The sequence below is a fragment of the Sphingomonas carotinifaciens genome (assembly GCF_009789535.1).
Classification (GTDB): Bacteria; Pseudomonadota; Alphaproteobacteria; order Sphingomonadales; family Sphingomonadaceae; genus Sphingomonas; species Sphingomonas carotinifaciens.
In genome coordinates, this window is record NZ_WSUT01000001.1 from 1 (window position 1) to 17,765 (window position 17,765).

The 17,765-nt window shown below is 69.5% G+C and carries 21 protein-coding genes; 2 read left to right on the forward strand and 19 right to left on the reverse strand.

Annotated features, from left to right (window positions below):
• Positions 1-219 precede the first annotated feature (219 nt).
• The 7 genes from GQR91_RS00005 to GQR91_RS00035 all read right to left on the reverse strand — a co-directional run bounded on the left by GQR91_RS00005 (position 220) and on the right by GQR91_RS00035 (position 4,637).
• A complete protein-coding gene (locus GQR91_RS00005; protein ID WP_112383026.1) occupies positions 220-390 on the reverse strand; it encodes a metallothionein in 171 nt (56 codons plus the stop codon).
• Between the two features lie 4 nt (positions 391-394).
• A complete protein-coding gene (locus tag GQR91_RS00010) occupies positions 395-700 on the reverse strand; it encodes an ArsR/SmtB family transcription factor (RefSeq protein WP_112383025.1) in 306 nt (101 codons plus the stop codon).
• A gap of 114 nt (positions 701-814) precedes the next feature.
• A complete protein-coding gene (locus GQR91_RS00015; protein WP_175580846.1) occupies positions 815-1,102 on the reverse strand; it encodes a hypothetical protein in 288 nt (95 codons plus the stop codon).
• Between the two features lie 30 nt (positions 1,103-1,132).
• Complete coding sequence (locus GQR91_RS00020; protein WP_149682520.1) at positions 1,133-1,567, reverse strand: hypothetical protein; 435 nt, start codon at positions 1,565-1,567, stop codon at positions 1,133-1,135.
• 56 nt (positions 1,568-1,623) lie between these two features.
• The gene (locus GQR91_RS00025) at positions 1,624-2,736 is read right to left on the reverse strand and encodes an ABC transporter ATP-binding protein (RefSeq protein WP_149682519.1); all 1,113 of its coding nucleotides are present in this window, start codon (positions 2,734-2,736) and stop codon (positions 1,624-1,626) included.
• 32 nt (positions 2,737-2,768) lie between these two features.
• Positions 2,769-3,509 (reverse strand): DUF2243 domain-containing protein, encoded by a 741-nt coding sequence (locus GQR91_RS00030; RefSeq protein WP_149682518.1) that lies wholly within the window; start codon positions 3,507-3,509, stop codon positions 2,769-2,771.
• 84 nt (positions 3,510-3,593) lie between these two features.
• Positions 3,594-4,637 (reverse strand): endonuclease/exonuclease/phosphatase family protein, encoded by a 1,044-nt coding sequence (locus GQR91_RS00035; protein WP_249042473.1) that lies wholly within the window; start codon positions 4,635-4,637, stop codon positions 3,594-3,596.
• A 143-nt stretch (positions 4,638-4,780) separates the two neighbouring features.
• Between GQR91_RS00035 and GQR91_RS00040 the strand changes: the two genes are divergently transcribed.
• Positions 4,781-5,356, forward strand: a complete 576-nt coding sequence (locus GQR91_RS00040; RefSeq protein WP_149682517.1) for an STN domain-containing protein — start codon at positions 4,781-4,783, stop codon at positions 5,354-5,356.
• Between the two features lie 39 nt (positions 5,357-5,395).
• Here the strand turns inward: GQR91_RS00040 and GQR91_RS00045 are convergent, their stop codons facing one another.
• From GQR91_RS00045 to GQR91_RS00055, 3 genes are read right to left on the reverse strand one after another with little or no spacing between them, the layout of a single operon-like run.
• A complete protein-coding gene (locus GQR91_RS00045; protein ID WP_149682516.1) occupies positions 5,396-6,649 on the reverse strand; it encodes a DUF3526 domain-containing protein in 1,254 nt (417 codons plus the stop codon).
• Positions 6,649-8,085 carry an ABC transporter permease gene (locus GQR91_RS00050; RefSeq protein ID WP_149682515.1) on the reverse strand — a complete coding sequence of 479 codons (1,437 nt, stop codon included), beginning with the start codon at positions 8,083-8,085 and terminating at the stop codon, positions 6,649-6,651. The genes GQR91_RS00045 and GQR91_RS00050 overlap by 1 nt, the downstream gene beginning before the upstream one ends.
• On the reverse strand, positions 8,082-8,816 hold the full coding sequence (locus tag GQR91_RS00055) for an ABC transporter ATP-binding protein (RefSeq protein WP_149682514.1): 735 nt from the start codon (positions 8,814-8,816) through the stop codon (positions 8,082-8,084). The genes GQR91_RS00050 and GQR91_RS00055 overlap by 4 nt, the downstream gene beginning before the upstream one ends.
• Positions 8,817-8,980: 164 nt before the next feature.
• Here GQR91_RS00055 and GQR91_RS00060 point away from each other — a divergent pair, with 164 nt between their 5' ends.
• Positions 8,981-9,169 carry a helix-hairpin-helix domain-containing protein gene (locus GQR91_RS00060; protein ID WP_112383013.1) on the forward strand — a complete coding sequence of 63 codons (189 nt, stop codon included), beginning with the start codon at positions 8,981-8,983 and terminating at the stop codon, positions 9,167-9,169.
• Here GQR91_RS00060 and GQR91_RS00065 read toward each other — a convergent pair.
• From GQR91_RS00065 to GQR91_RS00105, 9 genes are all read right to left on the reverse strand, one after another.
• Positions 9,155-9,442, reverse strand: a complete 288-nt coding sequence (locus tag GQR91_RS00065; protein WP_375781606.1) for a hypothetical protein — start codon at positions 9,440-9,442, stop codon at positions 9,155-9,157. The genes GQR91_RS00060 and GQR91_RS00065 overlap by 15 nt on opposite strands.
• 32 nt (positions 9,443-9,474) lie before the next feature.
• On the reverse strand, positions 9,475-10,965 hold the full coding sequence (locus GQR91_RS00070; protein WP_149682512.1) for an HWE histidine kinase domain-containing protein: 1,491 nt from the start codon (positions 10,963-10,965) through the stop codon (positions 9,475-9,477).
• Between the two features lie 66 nt (positions 10,966-11,031).
• Positions 11,032-12,651: a histidine kinase famiy protein gene (locus tag GQR91_RS00075; RefSeq protein WP_149682511.1), complete on the reverse strand. Its 1,620-nt coding sequence runs from the start codon at positions 12,649-12,651 to the stop codon at positions 11,032-11,034.
• A gap of 137 nt (positions 12,652-12,788) precedes the next feature.
• Positions 12,789-14,045, reverse strand: coding sequence for a DUF2254 domain-containing protein (locus tag GQR91_RS00080; RefSeq protein ID WP_149682510.1), 1,257 nt, complete (start codon positions 14,043-14,045; stop codon positions 12,789-12,791).
• A gap of 9 nt (positions 14,046-14,054) precedes the next feature.
• Positions 14,055-14,642: a class I SAM-dependent methyltransferase gene (locus GQR91_RS00085; RefSeq protein WP_149682509.1), complete on the reverse strand. Its 588-nt coding sequence runs from the start codon at positions 14,640-14,642 to the stop codon at positions 14,055-14,057.
• Entirely contained in the window at positions 14,639-15,283 is a 645-nt protein-coding gene (locus GQR91_RS00090) for a PIG-L deacetylase family protein (RefSeq protein WP_149682508.1), read from the reverse strand. Before GQR91_RS00090 ends, GQR91_RS00085 begins: the two co-directional genes overlap by 4 nt.
• Positions 15,280-16,254 (reverse strand): acyl-CoA dehydrogenase, encoded by a 975-nt coding sequence (locus tag GQR91_RS00095; protein WP_149682507.1) that lies wholly within the window; start codon positions 16,252-16,254, stop codon positions 15,280-15,282. The genes GQR91_RS00090 and GQR91_RS00095 overlap by 4 nt, the downstream gene beginning before the upstream one ends.
• Complete coding sequence (locus GQR91_RS00100; RefSeq protein WP_149682506.1) at positions 16,251-17,258, reverse strand: glycosyltransferase; 1,008 nt, start codon at positions 17,256-17,258, stop codon at positions 16,251-16,253. The genes GQR91_RS00095 and GQR91_RS00100 overlap by 4 nt, the downstream gene beginning before the upstream one ends.
• The gene (locus GQR91_RS00105) at positions 17,255-17,683 is read right to left on the reverse strand and encodes a pyridoxamine 5'-phosphate oxidase family protein (RefSeq protein ID WP_149682505.1); all 429 of its coding nucleotides are present in this window, start codon (positions 17,681-17,683) and stop codon (positions 17,255-17,257) included. Before GQR91_RS00105 ends, GQR91_RS00100 begins: the two co-directional genes overlap by 4 nt.
• Between the last annotated feature and the right edge of the window lie 82 nt (positions 17,684-17,765).

Below are 17,765 nucleotides of genomic sequence, written 5' to 3' on the forward strand. Positions count from 1 at the left end.
GGCGATCGGCGGCTGGACGATCGGCTGGGGCAAGCTGGAGCGCAGCGGGCGCGCCGATATGGCGGGCGCCTGATAGGCCGGTGGCTCCGGCCGGCAGGGGAAGGGCGATCGCGGTGGATCACGCCGTCATCGCCCGGAACCCGGCAGCGCGCCGGCCGGGCGCACAACGAAAAAGGGGCCGGTTACCCGGCCCCTTTGCACATTCTACCCGGTCGTCGATCAGCCGTGGCAGGGGCAACCGGCGTGCTCGCAGCCGACCGACTGCTGGTGATGATTGGCGCAGTTCTCGCCGCAGAACATGCGGCCATCGGCTTCCACCGCATTGCCGGTGCTGACGATGCAGACGCAATCGTTGCAGGCGCACTTCACCATTTCGACGTTGACGCTCATGATCTTATTCCTCGTGATTATGATCTTCTGGTTCCAACACATGGTCCATCATGTTGGTGAGCATGGTGCGGATGTGGCAGTCGGGCAGTTCGTAGAAGACGTTGCGTCCGCTTCGCGTCTGCTTCAGCAATCGCCCCGCCCGCAGTAACCGGAGATGCTGCGAGACGAGGCTCTGGCTGACGCCGACTTGCTCCGTCAGATCCCCGACCGATCGCGGACCCTCGAGGCAGGCCACCACCAGTCGCAACCGGTTCGGCTCCCCCAACAGGCGGAACAGTTCTGCAAGCTGCGTTCCTTCGTCTTGTGTCATGCACCCATAAACATATGAACACGTCCTAATATGTTCATGCTATGATGCGTGTCAACTAGATTTCAACAGCGACGACGCTTTCGCGGGTGTCCCTCCCTCGCACCCGCATCGGCTTTAGTCATGCCGCAGCGCCCATGCCGGCGCGGCGCGACTGGCGCACAGCGACTGGCCGAGCACGGTCAGCACCGCGACCCCGATCGCCAGCAGGCTCACCCCAACGAAATACAACGGCGACAGCGTGATCCGGTCGTCGAACCCGGCCAGCCACGTCCGCATCGCGAACAGCCACTTGGCCTGTTCGTCCGCCTGGTAGAAGCTTACCAGTCGCTGATCGACCGTCGCTGCGGAGAATGGCACGTCGGGCGCAATCCGGCGCCATGCCGCCCGTACGGCCTCCAGCATGGCCTTGCAGTCGCACCGGCGCCGCCATCGTCAGGCGGCGTGGCGGGCCGCCCCGTCGCTGGCCGGAACGTACGCCGGCGCCGCTGCCCGCGCCTTTGTCAGCAGATCGGCATCGCTCAGGTCGCGGTGGTCGATCCACCAGCGGGCATCGCCGACCGCGGCACAGGCCGGGTCCGGATCGCCGCCGCCTGCCGCCTGCACCATGCGCGCCAGTCGCTTCGCCCGGATGCTCGCGGCCCAGCCGACCTGCCGCTCGCTGCCGACCAGCGGGGCAAGGCGCAGATGGGCAACCGCCGCATCGTCCAGGGCGCCGGCCGCCGCGTCCTCCGCCTTCCGGTCGGCAACGAAGCAGGCGCGGCACTTGGTGGTGGTCAGCCAGCGTGCCTTGCGCGCCTTCTCGCTGGTGGAGCCGGGGATGTAATGCGCCTGCTCATGGCCGCAGGCATGGGTGATGCAGTGGGTCATGGCCCGAATCGTGACGCGCGCGATTCACCGCGCCAAACGGCTTGAGTCGGACCGAATCAAATTTGCGCCGAATGGTTTGCACGGGGCGGCGCGCCGATGCGCGGCAGGGCCCGACCCTCGCCGTCGAACGCATGGACCAGCTCGGGCCGGATGCCGAACCGCAAGGTAGCGCCCAGCATCACCCGCCGGTCGCCCGGCAATTGCGCAACCAGCGTGTGGTGCGCGCCCGGCGTGCCGAGATGCGCGAAGGACAGGGGGCCCAGCCTCTCGAACAATTCCACCGCGCCGCCGAACGGTCCCTGCTCGTCCAGCACCAGATGTTCGGGCCGCACCCCCATCGTTACCGCCGCCCCGACCGGCGCCCGCACCGCGGCCCGGACCTCGGCCCCATCCCCCAGCCGCAACGCAACCCCCGCCGCATCGGCCGCGACCACGGTTGCCGCCGCGAAGTTCATCCCCGGTGACCCGATCGCACGCGCCACCGCCAGCGTCGCGGGGGCGTCATACAGCGCGATCGGTCCGCCCACCTGTTCCACCCGTCCCTCGCTCATCACCACGATGCGATTGGCCAGCGTCATCGCCTCCAGCTGGTCATGGGTGACGTAGATCATCGTCGCGCCCAGCTCGCCGTGCAGCCGGGCGAACTCGTGCCGCATCCGCACGCGCAGTTCGGCGTCCAGATTCGACAAGGGCTCGTCGAGGAGCAGCACGCGCGGCCGGCGGACGATGGCGCGGGCGATCGACACGCGCTGCCGCTGCCCGCCGGACAGGGCACGCGGCCGCCGGTCGAGCAGCGGCAACAGGTCCAGCGACCGCGCCACCGCCGCCACCCGCTCCGCGATCTCCGCCTTGGGCCGGCGCGCGACACGCAACGGAAACGCGATATTCTCCGCCACCGACAGATGCGGATAGAGCGCATAGGACTGGAACACCATCGCCAGCCCGCGGTCGGCGGGGGCGGCATCGGTCACGTCGCGCCCGCCGATCGCGATCCGCCCCGCGCTCGGCTCCTCCAGCCCCGCGATCAGGCGCAGCAGCGTCGATTTGCCGCACCCCGACGGGCCGACGATGACGACGAACTCGCCATCCTCGATCAACAGGTCGGTCGGTGCCAGCACGTCCACCGCGCCAAAGCGCTTGCTCAGTCCCTCGATCCGGACGCTCGACACATCTTCCCCTTTTCCCCGCAGCATACAGCGGATCAGGCCGCGCTCCAGTTGAAACATCCCGCCGGCAGTCCCGCGCCACCGACCAGCAGCGCACCGCGCCGGTAGAATGCGGCGCGGCGCCCGGGCGCGACGTCCACCACCATCACCCCCATCGCCCGGTCGCTCCACACCAGCCTCGCCTCCTCGGCCAGCACCGCGCCCATTGCCGCCGCCGGCGTCACGCCCGGCGCAAAGACCAGCGTGGTGAACCGCGCCCCCTCCGCCGGCCGCGCCGACCAGAAAGCCGCGCCCAACGTCACCACCGCCACCATTGCCGCCGCCGCACCGCCCGCCGGCACCACCCGCCCCCGGCGCAGCATCACCCAGCCGAGCAGCAGCGGCACCACCCCGAACGCCGCGAACCAGATCAGGTCCCACAACAGGGGCTGCGCACTGTCCACCCGGATCCGGTGAATACCCAGCACCCAGTGCGACAACACGCTGTCGAGGACATGCCATGCCCCGAAGCCCACCGGCACCGCGCCCAGCCAGTGCGTCGACCCTGCCGCCGCGCGATGCCGCCACAATCCCACCAGGCCCGCCAGCGCGACCAGATACATCAGCGCATGGAAATAACCGTCCCAAAGCACCTGCATCCGCAAGCTGTCGACACCGGGCACCAGGCTCAACAGGTGATGCCATTGCAGGATTTGATGAAGCACGATCCCGTCAAAGAACCCGCCCAGCGCAAAGCCGAGCACGCCGCCCCACCGCACCACCGGGTTCCTGCCCATCACGCAACTCCCACCAACCGGGAACGCCAACGCGCGGCACGGCCAAGTGGCGCCACCCAAAGGACAATCGTCACCCCGAGGTGGCTACCAGTCCAGTCGATAGGTCACCCGGAACCCGTCATGATCGGACAATTGCGGGCCGGAGGCGGCGCCGTCGAACATCGCCTCGACCCGGATCGGCGTCACCCGCACCCGCGCCCCGTCGGCGAAGAGCTGAAGATCCTCGGTATCCATCCACGGCGCGTCGCCGTCCCACGACACGCGCACCGCACAGGGCGAGGCGGGGGCCGCGCAGAAACGATGCACCATGGTCAGCCGGTCCAGCGCGGCATCGAACCGCGCCAGCCGCTCGGGCGCGCCGCGCATGTTGAAGTCGCCGCCAAGGATGGTCGGCACCTTCGGCTCGGCTGCCGCCGCGACGAAGCCGGCCAGATCGTCCACCTGGATCGCATGCGCCGCACCGCTGCGCGCGGCCGGCACGCGCGACGCACCTTGCGAGTTCAGATGGGTGTTGAAGATGTCCACCGGCTGCGGCACGCCGGGTATCCGGATGCGCACCTGCTGCATCCCCTTGTTGCTCAAACAGTCGAACCCGGCGCAGCGATGCTTGCCGAACGGTTCGGATGCATCGGCAACGATCGGATAGCGGCTGAGGATCGCTAGGCCGGAGCCGACGAGGTGAAGCCCGGTTTCACCCTTTTTCCACCGAAACGGCCCTGCCATCGCATCTGGCGCGGGGCGGCGCCGCTTCTGCGTGCGCGACGGCCCCCACGCCTGATAGGGATAGCCCGCCTTCGTCATCGCCGACACCGCGGCCGGGCTGAACATCTCCTGCACCAGCACCACGTCCGGCGCCTCGCCCTTTGCATTCAGCTCGGCCAGCCGCGCCCCGATGCGGCGCAGGAAGGGCGCCCGGTTGCGCCGCGCCGGCCATCCCAGTCCCTCGATATTGAAGGTCAGCACGTCCAGCGTCGCGCTGCCCTCCGCCACCGCTGCCGCCCCCGCATGGGTTTCCAGATCGACCGGCGCCCGCGTCACGGGGGGAAGCGTCGTACAACCGGACAGCGCCGTCGCGATTCCGCCCGCCAGCCATGGCAGCGGCGCCCACATCCCCCGGCTAACGGTCAAGCTGTTGCAACGCCACGAAATCACCGGACGACCCGATACCGGACCGGAACCGTTCCGCCAACCCGGCATCGGGCGAAGCCGACAATCGGTTGCAACCAGGACATGCTTTCCTCGTTGAGCCTGCATCGCCGACAGGAGTTCATGTGACCAGATTCTACCTTGCCGCGCTCGCCCTCGGCAGCGCCACCGCCTTTGCCGCCCCGGCCGCCGCGGAATGCAACCGCGCCCCCGCCGCTTACGCCATGCCCGCCCAGCGGCTGGATCAGGCGGTGCAGCAACTGGCCCATATCAGCGGATGTTTCGTCAAGATGGACCCCGCCATGGTCGCCGACCGCCGCGCCCCGGCGTTGAAGGGTCGCTACCGACCGGAAGAGGCACTGGCGCGACTGGTACGCGGCACCGGATACACCGCACACAGCACCTCCGAAGGCCTGGCCTTTGACGGCGATCTGCTGGCGGTCACCATGTCGCAGGCGCGCGCGCTGCGCACCGCTGTGCAGACGCATGCCCGCGCCGGCCATCTCTCCCCGGCTCAGGCCACCCGCCTGCGCGCCACGCTGACCCAGGTGGAGCGCACCGTTCCCCGTCAGGTCAACGCACAGGGCATGCTGACGCCGGCGCAGAAGCGCGACGCGATCACCAAGCTCGATGCTGTGCGCAGCGCCGTCGGCCCGGTCGAGGATGCGCGCGGCTGGGCAGCGTTCAAGCGCGCGGCCTGATCCTCATCGACCCCCTTTCATGCGCGGTGACGGTTGCCGTCACCGCGCATCGAACCGCGGCGCCTTGCCGAAATCCGCCAGCCCGAACGGCCGGTCGTGAAACAGGTAGGTGTAGTAGAATTCGCGCAGGGCCCGGTGATAGGCGCGCACCCGGTCGCGATAGGCCAGTTGCGCCCTGGCATCGGTATCCGCCAGCCGGGTCAGCGCGGCCTGCACGCCGACCGGCGGCAGCAGCCAGCCCAGTGCATCGCCCACCGCCGCACGCCGCTCCAGCCCGGCGCGATAGGCCGCGACCTGCGGCGCCACGCTGCGGTCGCCATTCTGGTGAAAGGCGAAATACCATTTCCAGTGAAACGCCGTCGGCAGCGGTGCCGAATCCGCCCATTGCGGATGTTCGGCATAGAAACGCCGCATCGTCGCCTCGCGCGGGATATCCCATGCCCCGTTGACGGCCTCGCGCTGCGCCAGCGCGATCGCGCTGCCCGGCGGCACCGGTACCAGCCGGTTGACCGCCACATGCGCCGCGGCGGGCACCACCAGCACCAGCAACAGCCAGATCGCCGCCAGCGTCGCGGCATTGGTCACCGAACTCCACCGAAGGCGCGACACCAACGCCGCCACACCCACCCAGAAGCCGGTATAGGCGACCGTCAGCGCCAGCACCGCCAGCACCGTCACCGGGCCGACGCCCGACACCGCCGCGCCCACCAGGAACGGCACCCCCACCGCCAGCACGATCAGGGCAAGGCGCAGCAGCGTGCGGCGTCGCATGACGCGGCTCGCCCCACCGGGCAGCACCGCCAGCATCCGTGCACGCCCCGCCTCGCGCTCGCCCGACGCCAGATCATGGAACAGCGCGATGGTGAACAATGGCACCAGGAAGACCAGCACGAACGCCCATTCGAACCGGCCGGGCAACGCCAGTTCGGGGTTGAAATTGTCGCCGTCATAGATTTGCGCTTCCAGCCCCAGCGCGCGGATGCGCAGGATATAGGGGGAAACATCCCGCATACCGAGCGCGGCGAAGGCCAGCGGCGATGGCGGGTCCCAAGTGGCGTGGAAGGTGTAATAGGCTGCATCGCCCGGATCGCCCTTGGGTGCGGCCCAATGCGCGACCGCGGCGACATCCTCGGCCTGGGCGGGCGCGATCCGCGCGATCGCGGCGCGCTGCCGGGCGACCTCCGCCAATCCCGTCGCGACCGATGCCGCGCCGAGCAGCGCCAGCAGGATCAGCCCGGCCAGCGCCAGTCGGTTGCGCAGCAGCAGGATCAGTTCGTAACGCCAGATACGCATCAGCGCGCTCCCAACCGGCGGGTGACGAGCGCAAGCCCGCCCAGCGCCGCCATCAGCCATGCCGCCACCATCGCCAGTCCCGGCAGCGCCGCCGCGGCCAGGGTGGCGCCGGTGGGTGCATCGAAGGTGAAGGGCGGTATCGCCTGCCAATGCCCGGCATCGATCCGCTTGCGGCGGTCGGCGCCTGCGTCTTTCGCGGTGTCGTCGGCGTAGCGGACGCTGTCCGCCTGCAACCGGTTCAACCGCTGTACCAGCATGTAGCGATAGCGTTCCGCCTGCTCCAGAAAGCGCCGGTGTCCGGCATTGTCGGTGCCCGCCGCCGCCATCGATAGGTCGCGCAGCGCCACCGCCGGGCTGAGCAGCCCCGCCGCGGCGACCAGCGCGCCCTGACGCTCCTGCGCGGCAAAGCCGGCCGCGGCATAGCGGTCGAACAGGCCGGAGGTGATCCGCTCGCCCTCCACCGCCAGCAGGCCCTTGTAATTGACCGGCAGGTCCTCGACCCGCTCGACGCCGTAGCGGGCCAGGGTGCGGCGCTTGAACGCGGCAAAGGTCGGGTCGTCGGGATTGTGGCTGTCGCCGGCGCGGCGCAGGTCGCGCGCGATGGCGATGTCGGTGTCGATGCGGTTGGCCAACGGCACCGCGGCCCCCGCCAGATCGGGCGCGACCCGCGGCACCAGCACCACCGTCACCGACCATAGCGCCAGCAGCACCAGCAGCGCGTCGCGCGACCGCTTCACCGCGGCGGATACCAGCACCACCAGCACCGTCCACAAGGCGAGGTACGTGAAATAGCCGCCCGCGATCACCAGCATGGGCAGCGCATGCGCACCCGGCTGCCCCGCGATCAGCATCAGGGCGATCACCGCCGGCACGCCGGCGACCCCCGCCACCGCGCCCAGCGCCGCCAGCTTGCCGCCCACGATGCTCGCCCGCGACGCGCCGCCGACCAGTAACGGGCGCAGGGTTCCCCGCTCCCGCTCGCGCGCGACCACACCGAAACCCAGAAAGATCAGCAGCAGCGGCGCGACCGCCTGCAGGACGAAGGCCGGCGTCAGCTGGCCGAAGCGGACCAGCATCGAACTTTGCTGCACGTCGCCGAAATTGGCGGTGTTCTGGCGATGCCCTTCCAGGAACATGCTGTTGCCGGTGAACGCATCGACCCCCGGATCGAACGCCGCCAGCGGTCCCAGCGGGCGATAGATGAACTGGCCATAATGGACCATGCGGTGCGGGTGCCGGTCCGGCTGCGCGTTGAACGCGGCCGCCGCCTCCGATTGCTGGCGCGCGCGCGTGTCGGCGATGGCACGCTGATGCCCCCATGCGGTCAGCGACGCGACAAGCGTCAGCACCACCAGCAGGATCAGCGCGACCGCCGCGACGCGGTTGCGCGTCATCAGCCGCAACTCGTCGCGCGCGATCAGTCCGGCCGCGCTCATGCCGCGATCCGCTGCTGGAACCGGTCGTGCAGCGCGCGCACGTCGAACCGGTCGGGGCCGGCCGCGGCGATCTCGTCGGCGATGCGCCCGCCGTCCAGATACCCGATCCGGTCCGCCAGGTCGGCCGCACTCAACAGGTCGTGCGTCACCATCAGCACCGCCGTGCCGCGGTCGCGCACCGCATGCAGCAACCGGTTGAAATCCGCGGTCGCCCGCGGGTCGAGCCCGGATGTCGGCTCGTCCAGCAACAGCACCGGCACCGCGCGCAGCAACGCCACCGCGATCGCCACCTTCTGCCGCATCCCCTTCGAATAGCCGCTCAGGCGCCGATCCCACGCATCCTCGCCCAGCCCGGCCGCGACGAAGGCCTCCCCGATCGCCCCGCGCGGCTTCGGTTCGCCCGCCAGGGCCAGCAGGTAATCGGCATTCTCCATCCCGCTCAGGTGATCGTAGAGCGCGACGTTTTCGGGCAAATAGGCGATCCGCCCCCGCGCCCCGTCCGCGTCGCGGCCCGGATCGATCCCGGCGACCGACACGCTCCCCCGCTCTACCGTCGTAAAGCCGAGAAGCACGGAAAGCGTCGTCGACTTGCCCGCTCCGTTTCCGCCGAGCAGCGCATAGATCTCGCCCGCCGCGACATGCAGCGACAGGTCGTTCAGCACGCGGTGGTCGCCGTAACGGACGGCAATATCGCCGAGCGCGATCGCGGCGGCAGTTTCAATGGTCGACATGGGTGTTTCCCCGGGAAAACAGCGAACTCGTTGGCAGGGCTCATGACGTGCCCCCCCAAAGCCTGTCAACGGCGATGTTGTAACATTTCATATTTGGACGCGGATGCAGCCATCGTTCCGGCCGGTGCGTTGGGGCTGCGCAACGCAGGGAGACGACATCCGTCATGGCCACCGACATCAACACCGCGACCGCCGAACAATTGGACGCGGTGCCCGCGCTCAAGGGCCATGGGTTCGAGATCGTCCGCTACCGCGAAGAGCGCGGCCGCTTCACCGATCTGCGCCAGTTGGACGAGGTACCCGGCCTCGCCGGCAAGGTCGACCCCGACGAGCCCGCACTACGGGTCGGTTGAGGGCAGCGCGGCGAACCAGTCGGCATACACGGTGGTGCGCGCCATGTGGCGGTTCAGGTCGGGTGCGCCGTCGGTCCACCACACCGGACCACGCTCGCCAAGCGCCCGTTTGGCCGCATCGACCGCCGCATGCGCCGCCGCCTCGGCCGCCCCATCGCCCGCGCGTCGCGCCACCCCCACCGCCCGCCGCGCCGCCATCAGCTCATCCGCCAACCGCTGCCGCCGCTCGGCCGACAGCCCCGGATCCGCCGTGCGCCACAACCGTTCGCGCACCACGATATAGCGGCCATCGGGCGTGGTGAGAGTCAGACCGGCGCCTCGATATCGAAGCGGACGCCCTCCGGCCGATAGGCGATGGCAGGCACCCCGCGGACATGGGGGCCCAGCACCCGTGCGATCATCCGGCTGCCGAAACCGGTCCGCGCCGGCGGCACGACCGCCGGGCCGTCATGCTCGATCCAGGAGAAGGTGAAATACCGGTCCGCCCCGGCGCCGCACAGCGCCCAGCGGATCACCACCTGCCCCTGCGGCACCGACAACGCACCATATTTGATCGCATTGGTCGCCAGTTCGTACAGCGCCATCGACAGCGCCAGCGTGATATCCGGCGCCAGCCGGATCGCCGGCCCTTCCGCGGAGAAGCGATGCCCGTCGCGGTCGATGAACGGCGCCAGCACGCGCGCGACGATGTCGCCGATCGTCGCCCCCTCGATCTCGTCCTGGATCAGCAGCTCGTGGGCGGCGCCCAGGCTGGCGATCCGCCCGGCCACCGAACGCCGCGCCTCCGCCAGCGAGGGGGCATCGCGCAGCGTCTGGCTGACCACCGCGCCCACCGTCGCCAGCGTGTTCTTCACCCGGTGGGTCAGCTCGCGCGCCAGCACCGCACGGTGCTCCTCGGCGAACTTCCGGTCGGAAATGTCGGTCGAAAAGCCCGCCACCATGCGCGGCGCGCCGTCCGGTCCGCGCTGCATCTCGGCACGCGTCCCCACCCAGCGCTGCTCGCCCGCCGGCGTCAGGATGCGGAATTCGGTCGCGCAGGGGTGGCCGTGCCGAATGGTGGCGACCAGCACGCGGCGCATCTGCCCGGCATCCTCGGGATGGATGCAGGCCAGCAGGTCGGCATAGGTGAAGGGCCGCTCGGCCATGCGCCCGAACAGGGCCTTGCAACTGTCCGACGCGACCAGCTCGCGCGTGTTCAGGTCGAACGACCAGGTGCCCAGCCCCCCCGCCTTCAACGCCAGCGCCAGCCGCACCTCGCGCTCGGCCAGTGCCGCCTCCCGCCGCGCCACCATCGCGGTCAGCCTCTCGCGATCCTCCTGCAACCGCGCCAGCCGGTGCCGCTCCACCGTGACGTCCAGTTGCGACGCGACGAACCAGCGCGGCGCCCCTTCGGCGTCGCGCACCGGCGTCACCTTCAGCCGGTTCCAGAACGGCGTGCCGTCACGGCGATGGTTCAGCAGGTCGATCTCGATCGGCTCGCCCACCGCCACCGCGGCGCGCAGCCGTGCCACATCCGCCGCATCGGTCAGCGGCCCCTGCATGAACCGGCAGTTGCGGCCCAGGATTTCGGCGGCGGGATACCCGGTCAGCGCCTCGAACGCCGCGTTGACATAGACGATCGGCGTATCGGGCAGGCACGCATCGCACACCACCATCGGCGCCTGCGACACCGCGAACGCCGCCAGGATGGGGTCGTCCGGGTCGAGCCGCCGCACAAAGGCGTCCAGCGCCGCGCGGATCGCGGGTGGCGCGTCAAACGGCCGGGTCGGCGTCGGGGCGAGGGGCGGTCGGTCCAAAGTTTCGCTAACATAAAGTAGCTTGCCGCCCCGATCAATCGAGCCGCAACCGTACCAAACAGCCGGTCACCCGATCCCGGTCGGGCCGTCGATCACCTGTCGCACCTTCACCGCCAGGTCGCTGCGCTTGTACGGTTTCTGAATCAGCTCGAACTCGGCGCCACGGGCATCGACCCGCTCGATCGAGGACTCGGCATAGCCCGTGGTCAACAGCACGCGCATCCTCGGGCGACGTCGCTTCACCTCGCGTGCCAGCATCACGCCGTTCATCCCGCCCGGCATGATCAGGTCGCTGAACAGCAGGTCGATCGCGTCGCTGCCATCCAGCACGCGCAGCGCCGCATCGGCATTCTCGGCGCGCAGCACGGTGTAGCCGAACTCGGTCAGCACCGCCTCGGCATAGTCACCGACATCCACCTGATCCTCGACCAGCAACACCGTCTCGGTGCCACGCTTGTCGACCAGCGACCGGGGCATCGGCGAGCGTTGCGGATCGGTGCCCGCATCCTCACACGGGAACAGCATGCGCACCGTGGTGCCGTGATCTTCCTCGGAATAAAGCCGCAATGCGCCGCCCGACTGCTTCATGAAGCCATAGACCATCGACAGGCCCAGGCCGGTGCCCTTGCCCTGATCCTTGGTGGTGAAAAAGGGTTCGGTGACCCGCGCCAGAATTTCCGGCGACATGCCCGTGCCCTCGTCGGTGATCGCCAGCATGACGTAATGGCCCGGTGGCAGTTCGCCAAAGCCCTTGTCGCCTGCCTCGATCGTGCGGTTGGCGACGTCGATGGTGATCGTGCCGCCGTTCGGCATGGCATCGCGCGCGTTGATCAGGATGTTGATGATCGCCAGTTCGGCCTGGGTCGGATCGATCCGCGCGTTGCAGGTCGGCCCTTCGTGGCGAATGCGGATGGTGATCGCACCCCCCGCCGTCCGCTCGATCAACGGCTGAAGCTGGTCGACCAGATCGACGAGGTTGACGATCCGCCCCTGCAGCTTCTGCTTGCGCGAAAAGGCGAGCAGTTGCTGGGTCAGCGTCGCGCCGCGTTCCGCCGCCTGCAACACCGCGCGCATCGATCGTGCCGCCTTCTTCCGGTCGAAATCGCCGTCGCGCTCCAGATTGTTCAGCACGATGTCGCCGAACCCCTGGATCACAGTCAGCAGGTTGTTGAAATCATGCGCCACCCCGCCGGTCAGCTGGCCGACGGCCTCCATCTTCTGCGCCTGTCGCAGCCCTTCCTCAGCATCCCGCCGCCGCGTCACGTCGAGCTGCGATGCAAAGAAGTAGATCAACGCACCGTCGACGTCATAGACCGGCGAGATGAACAGCGCATTCCAGAACGCCGCGCCATTCTTCTTGTAGTTCAGCACCTCGACCGAGGTTTCGCGCCGCTGTTCGACCGCACGCCGCACCTCCGCGATCGTGTCGCGGTCGGTGTCGGGGCCTTGCAGCAGCCGGCAATTCTGCCCGATCAGTTCGTCCCAGCCATAACCGGTCATGTTTATGAAGGCCGGATTGGCGAAGACGATGGGGTTGTCGTGCTGGTTGGGATCGGTCACGATCATCGGCATCCGCGTCGTCTTCACCGCGGCAAAGAAGATCGTGTTATGATCGCTTCCCATGTCATGGTCGGCATGACCGGAAAGATGAGGTGGCGGTCCGCCTTTCGATTTTTCCGGTGTCATTACTGCCCGCCTGATTGATCGCGCTGGAATATGGCATGCCCCGAAGCGCCGGCCGGTCGCCCATAAACTGATCGAGGTTGGGATCGTTCCGACATCTGCCTATAGGGCGCCGCTTGCGGATACGCTACGTGCATTGGCTATGCCTTGACGGTCGGCCATGATCGTTCATGGCCGCGCCGGAACGCCTCGACATCCGCGGGATCCTCCATCGCTGCGGCGACCCGCACCGCCTGTCGCTTCGCCATCGCCGCGATCGATCCTCGCGCGACCGGCAGACCGGCATGCAGCGCGGCCAGCGTGCTGCTCAGGCGCAGCGACACCTCCACCTCCTTGCTGCCTTCGCGCAGGATCGGGCGGAATGCATCGTCCAGCATGTCCTCGATGCTCGGACGCTCCAGATAGACGGGATATCGCCCGCATTGCGCCTCCCCGTTCGGCACGGCATCCCGCCCCAGCGTCAGCAGCACGCGCAACAGCGCGTTCAACACCTCGATGGCGGTGCCCGGATCATTGGTCGCCGGTGCCAGGGCGCGGCTGGCGATTTCGGACAGCGCGATCAGGCCCAGCCGCGGGTCCTGCTCGAAACGTCGATGCCGCTCGATGGTGAACGCCCCCGCCAGCGCCCGGCGCACCGCGTCGTCCGGCTGCCCCTCCACCCGCATCATCGCGCGTGCAGGGTGAACCATCGTACCGGGCAGCACCACGACATGGACGATCAGCCCATGCTTCTCGGCCATGCGGCCAAGGGCCGGTACGTCGATATGGGTGACATAGCCGGTGGCCGGGCTGATGATGGCGGTCGCATCGTCCGGCACCGCGATCGCCGCGCGGCCGCACAGCACCGGATGCGCCGCGAAATCCGCCATCGCCGTGGTCGCGGCCGCCTCCACCCGGTCGATCACGTCGGCCATCCGGCCGAAACCGGTGATATGGCCGATCCAGCGCAACAACGTGACGACCACCAGCAGTATGATGACCACGGTCGCGGCGAACAGGATGATCCGCCCGTCCGAGCCATAGGCGCTCGTCTTCAACCCGACGATCCCCACCATCGAAAAGACGAAGGCGCCCAGAAAGGTCGACAACGCGTTCTGGGAGGTGGAGTCGCCCAGCATCAGTTGCGTCGCGCGCGGCGTGCCCAGTTGCGTCGCCGATGCATAGGCGCTGACCATCGCGGTCAGCGAGAAGGTGGTCACCGCCAGCATGCTGGACGCCATGATCTGCAGGATGGTGCCGACCGAATCCTGCCCGATCTGCACGTCGAAGTCATAGGGCAGGTACGGCGTGACGATACCGGCCAGGATCGCCAGCGCGACGCTGCACAGGCTGATCAACGCGGCCCGGAACCACACCTGCCGGACGATCCGCGTCACGATCCACGACCAGCGGCCCATGGCCCTCTCCTATACGCCGCGTCGCATGGTACAGCCAAGCACCACCCAGCGTCCATTGCGCCTGACGACGCGCACGCGCCAGCGCCGCCCCGTCGCCGCCAGGAACGCGCGGTGCAGCGGGGCGGCATGTTGGGCGAAGTCGTGGAAATCGATGCGGTGATGCGCCAGCACCAGCATGCCGCCCGGCGCCAGCACGCGCGCCACGTCGCGCGCGGTTTGGACCATCTCGCGCGGGGACAGGTAATATAGCAGTTCGGCGATCACCACCGCCTCGTAATGCGCCCTCGGCAGGCGCGCCGGCACCGCCAGGCGCAGCGCACGCGCCCGGCCCGCCCGGGGCCTGATCGCGCGCGCCACCAGTGCGGTGCCGCCGGCGGTCGCCTCGGTCGCATCCAGCCGCAGCGCGCGGGGGCCGATGGCGGCGCTGTTCGATCCGTTGCCCGCCGCCAGTTCCAGCACCCGCCCCCATGGCCCCGTGCCTAGCGCGTGCAGGATCGCGGCCCGCTTCACCCCCTCGTCCCGGTTGGTGAAGGTACACCACGGGTCGTCGCTTCGGGCAAAGGTGTTTTCGAACCCGGCGAGCGTGATCGGCTTCACCGCCGCACCGCCACGAAACATTCCTGCGGCCGGCTGAACGCCGCGATCTGGGCGCGCGTCATGGTGAAGCCCGCGGGATCGTCGGTGATCCGCCCGGTCTGCGTCGCATAGCGGCGGATGGCATGGCGCTTGGCCAGCCGTTCCTGCGCGGTCAGCGGCATCGGTTTCGCGCCCGGCAACCGGTTGCCCGCCGGCCACACCGGATAGGCGAACCAGCGCAGGCCCGGCACCGCGACCTGCGCCGCGCACGCCGCGACCACGCGGTGGTCGGCATGGTCGTCGTCGATCGCGGGGACCAGTGCCGCCGCCGGCCGCCGCACCCGGGCCGCTGCGCGCCCGATACCATGCCGCACCTTGCCGGCATGCGCCGCCAGGTCTCCGTCGGGCAGGTTCAGAAACGTTACCGCGCCCGCCGCGACCCCGATGCGACGCATCGCGGCTCGCGTCTCGCGCCGCCGCTCCGCCACCAGCCGTGCGCGCGGCCATGCCGCGCTGCCGGGGTGCGAGGCGCGCCCGTCGGTCACCACCAGCACCTGCACCGCCACGCCTCGCCGGCGCAGCCGCGCGACCAGCGCGTGCGCCGCGATCGCCTCGTCATCGGGATGCGGCGCGACCACCAGCAGCGATTTCGGCGTCTTCACAACGCCACCCGCAGGATGCCCGCCGCCACCGCCGCGCCCACCTGCATGCGCTGGGCATCGGGCGCGGGCTGGCGCAGATAGGTGGACAGGTCCGCGATCCGCGCCGCGATCGGGTGGGTGGTGAACTGCGCCTGCACCCCCACCGCTTCCTGCGCCAGCGCGATCACCTGCGTGCCTGCGCCGTACACTGCCGCCCGCGCTGCCGCCACCAGCGGCAGGCGCGCGTCCGGATCGTCGAACCACCCCTCGCCCGCGGCGCGCATCGCTGCATTCGCCCCCTGCGCCAGACCGTACATCGCCGCCAGCCGCCCCGCCTGATGCGGATCGCTCGCGCGCTCCGCCGTCACCAGGTGATCGCGCGCATGCTCTACGACCGCCGCGATCCCGCCCGCCTGCACCGCCGCGAACCGCAACGCTCCCCCGACGAACCACGGCTCGCGCACATAATCCCCGGGCACGCCGATCAGGTCGTCCGCCGTCACCGCGGCCCCCTCCCACCGCACCACATGGCTTTCCGACCGCTGCATCCCCGCCACCTGCCACGCCCCGCGATCGATCGCCGGCACGGTCCTCGCCATGTCCACCAGCACCAGCTGCCGACCGCCCTGCGCGTCCACCGTCACCAGTGCATGGCTGATCAGCCCCGCCCCCGACGCGAAGCTCTTGCCCCCGGACAGCCGCATGTCCGTCAGGCTCAGCGCCTCGCCGGGCAGGTCGGCGTTCCACACGCCCAGGGTCCCGCCCCGCGCCACCAGCGCCGCCACCCGCGCGCGCTGTTCGTCGCGGGCATAGCGCATCACGATCTGCGCCGCATCGACATGCCCTTCGAACAACCGCCCCAGCGGCAGGTCCTCACGCCCGACCGCGAACAGCAACCGCAACAGCTGCAGCATCCCCGCCCCGCTTGCCGGATCCCCCAGGCTGTCGAGCTGCTGCGTCAATTCGGCAATACGCGCCGTTATCCCGCTCACGCCGCCACCGCCTGCGCATCGCTCAGCTTGGCCAGTTCCACTTCCGCCAGCGCCAGCGTCACCGGTCGCATGCCGCCCGGCGGGACCGGCACGACCCGCATCGCAAAGGCTTCCGCATTGGGGCAGTCGCGGGCGACCCCGATCAGGTGATCGGTGGTCAGCCCGATCGGCACCGTGCGCGCATCGATCGTCCCGTCCCTGAACGCCCCCCTCGCCGCTGCCTGCATCCGGTACTGCCACGCTGCATCCGCTGGGTGCGCGACCTCCACCCCGCTCCCCCTGTCCAGCGCGCGCAACATATGCGCCAGCCCGCCCTCCGCACGCCCGTCCCGCCGCGCCGAGGTCCGCACCACCGCCCCCGCATCCCGCCGCACCCGCCACCCACCCCGCCCCGCATCATCCACAAACCGCGCATCTTCCCCGCTCGCCAGCGGCGCGAAGCCGCCCAGCGTGCGATAGACGCACCCGCGCACCCCCAGATTGGCGCCGCTGGCATGATGATGCGTCACCGGCGCTTCCCAGCCCACCGGATCCAGCACCCGGCGCAGGGCGAACAGGGCGTCGTAATAGCGCTCGACCCGGTCCTGCAGCAGCGAGGCGACACCACCCTCGCGCACCACACGCCCCGCCACGATATCGGCGCGTGCGAGCCCGGCCAGCATCGCCTCCACCCAGTCGGGCGCCGGCCGGCTGTCCGCGTCGGTGGTCAGGATGATATCGGCGCCCCCCGCCATCGCCATGGCGCGCCGCCGCGCCAGACCGGCATTGGGCATCCCGCGATCAACCTCGGCGAGATGCACGCGGGGGCGCGCCACGGATCGATAGCGCTCGGCCACGCGCGCGCTGTCGTCGCGGCAGCCATCGAGCAACAGGCACAGGGTCAGCGTACCCCCCGCAGGCAGGACCAACGCCTCCACCGCCTCGAACAGATGCGGCAACGCTGCGGCCTCGTCCCGCACCGGCACGCAGATCGCGATCGACGACCGCGCAAGCCCGCTCGTCAAAGAGCGATCTCGCCTTCGTCCTTCCCGTCCCAGTAGCGGATGCGTTTGGCATGCACCGCGATCATGACGATGCCGGGCGTATCGATGCCCTCGGGGAAATAGCGGTCGAGATCCTTGGTCCAGTGATCGGCGAACTGCGCCTTGTCCTCGATCAGCGTCGCGCGTCCCTCGACCGCGACGAACAGCGGCGGACCGCCCAGCATTCCGACCGCGCCGGTATAGCTGAGCAGGACGCGGGGATCGGCCTGGATATCGGCGACCTTGCGCGTGTCGCGATAGGAGAAGAAGTAGCTGTCGCCGCGATAGTCGACATCGCCATTGTTGCTCATCGGCCGGGCGCTGGTGCCGTCATTTCCGGTGACCAGCATCGCGAAGTCCAGCTTCGCCATCTTGGCGGACAGGTCCTTCAGCGTCAGTTCCGACATCGTCCATCCTTCCCGTCCAGCCACACCCACATAGGTTATGCTAGCTGAACGAGCCGGCGGGTCACAAGTTCATGACCCCGGA

Excerpts from the sequence above, each read along its gene's own strand:
- GQR91_RS00005 (WP_112383026.1), bottom strand. The coding sequence starts at position 390 with ATGAGCGTCAACGTCGAAATGGTGAAGTGCGCCTGCAACGATTGCGTC.
- GQR91_RS00075 (WP_149682511.1), bottom strand. The coding sequence starts at position 12,651 with ATGACACCGGAAAAATCGAAAGGCGGACCGCCACCTCATCTTTCCGGT.
- GQR91_RS00045 (WP_149682516.1), bottom strand. The coding sequence starts at position 6,649 with ATGCGTATCTGGCGTTACGAACTGATCCTGCTGCTGCGCAACCGACTG.
- GQR91_RS00060 (WP_112383013.1), top strand. The coding sequence starts at position 8,981 with ATGGCCACCGACATCAACACCGCGACCGCCGAACAATTGGACGCGGTG.
- GQR91_RS00010 (WP_112383025.1), bottom strand. The coding sequence starts at position 700 with ATGACACAAGACGAAGGAACGCAGCTTGCAGAACTGTTCCGCCTGTTG.
- GQR91_RS00105 (WP_149682505.1), bottom strand. The coding sequence starts at position 17,683 with ATGTCGGAACTGACGCTGAAGGACCTGTCCGCCAAGATGGCGAAGCTG.
- GQR91_RS00055 (WP_149682514.1), bottom strand. The coding sequence starts at position 8,816 with ATGTCGACCATTGAAACTGCCGCCGCGATCGCGCTCGGCGATATTGCC.
- GQR91_RS00080 (WP_149682510.1), bottom strand. The coding sequence starts at position 14,045 with ATGGGCCGCTGGTCGTGGATCGTGACGCGGATCGTCCGGCAGGTGTGG.
- GQR91_RS00050 (WP_149682515.1), bottom strand. The coding sequence starts at position 8,085 with ATGAGCGCGGCCGGACTGATCGCGCGCGACGAGTTGCGGCTGATGACG.
- GQR91_RS00020 (WP_149682520.1), bottom strand. The coding sequence starts at position 1,567 with ATGACCCACTGCATCACCCATGCCTGCGGCCATGAGCAGGCGCATTAC.
- GQR91_RS00015 (WP_175580846.1), bottom strand. The coding sequence starts at position 1,102 with ATGCTGGAGGCCGTACGGGCGGCATGGCGCCGGATTGCGCCCGACGTG.
- GQR91_RS00030 (WP_149682518.1), bottom strand. The coding sequence starts at position 3,509 with ATGGGCAGGAACCCGGTGGTGCGGTGGGGCGGCGTGCTCGGCTTTGCG.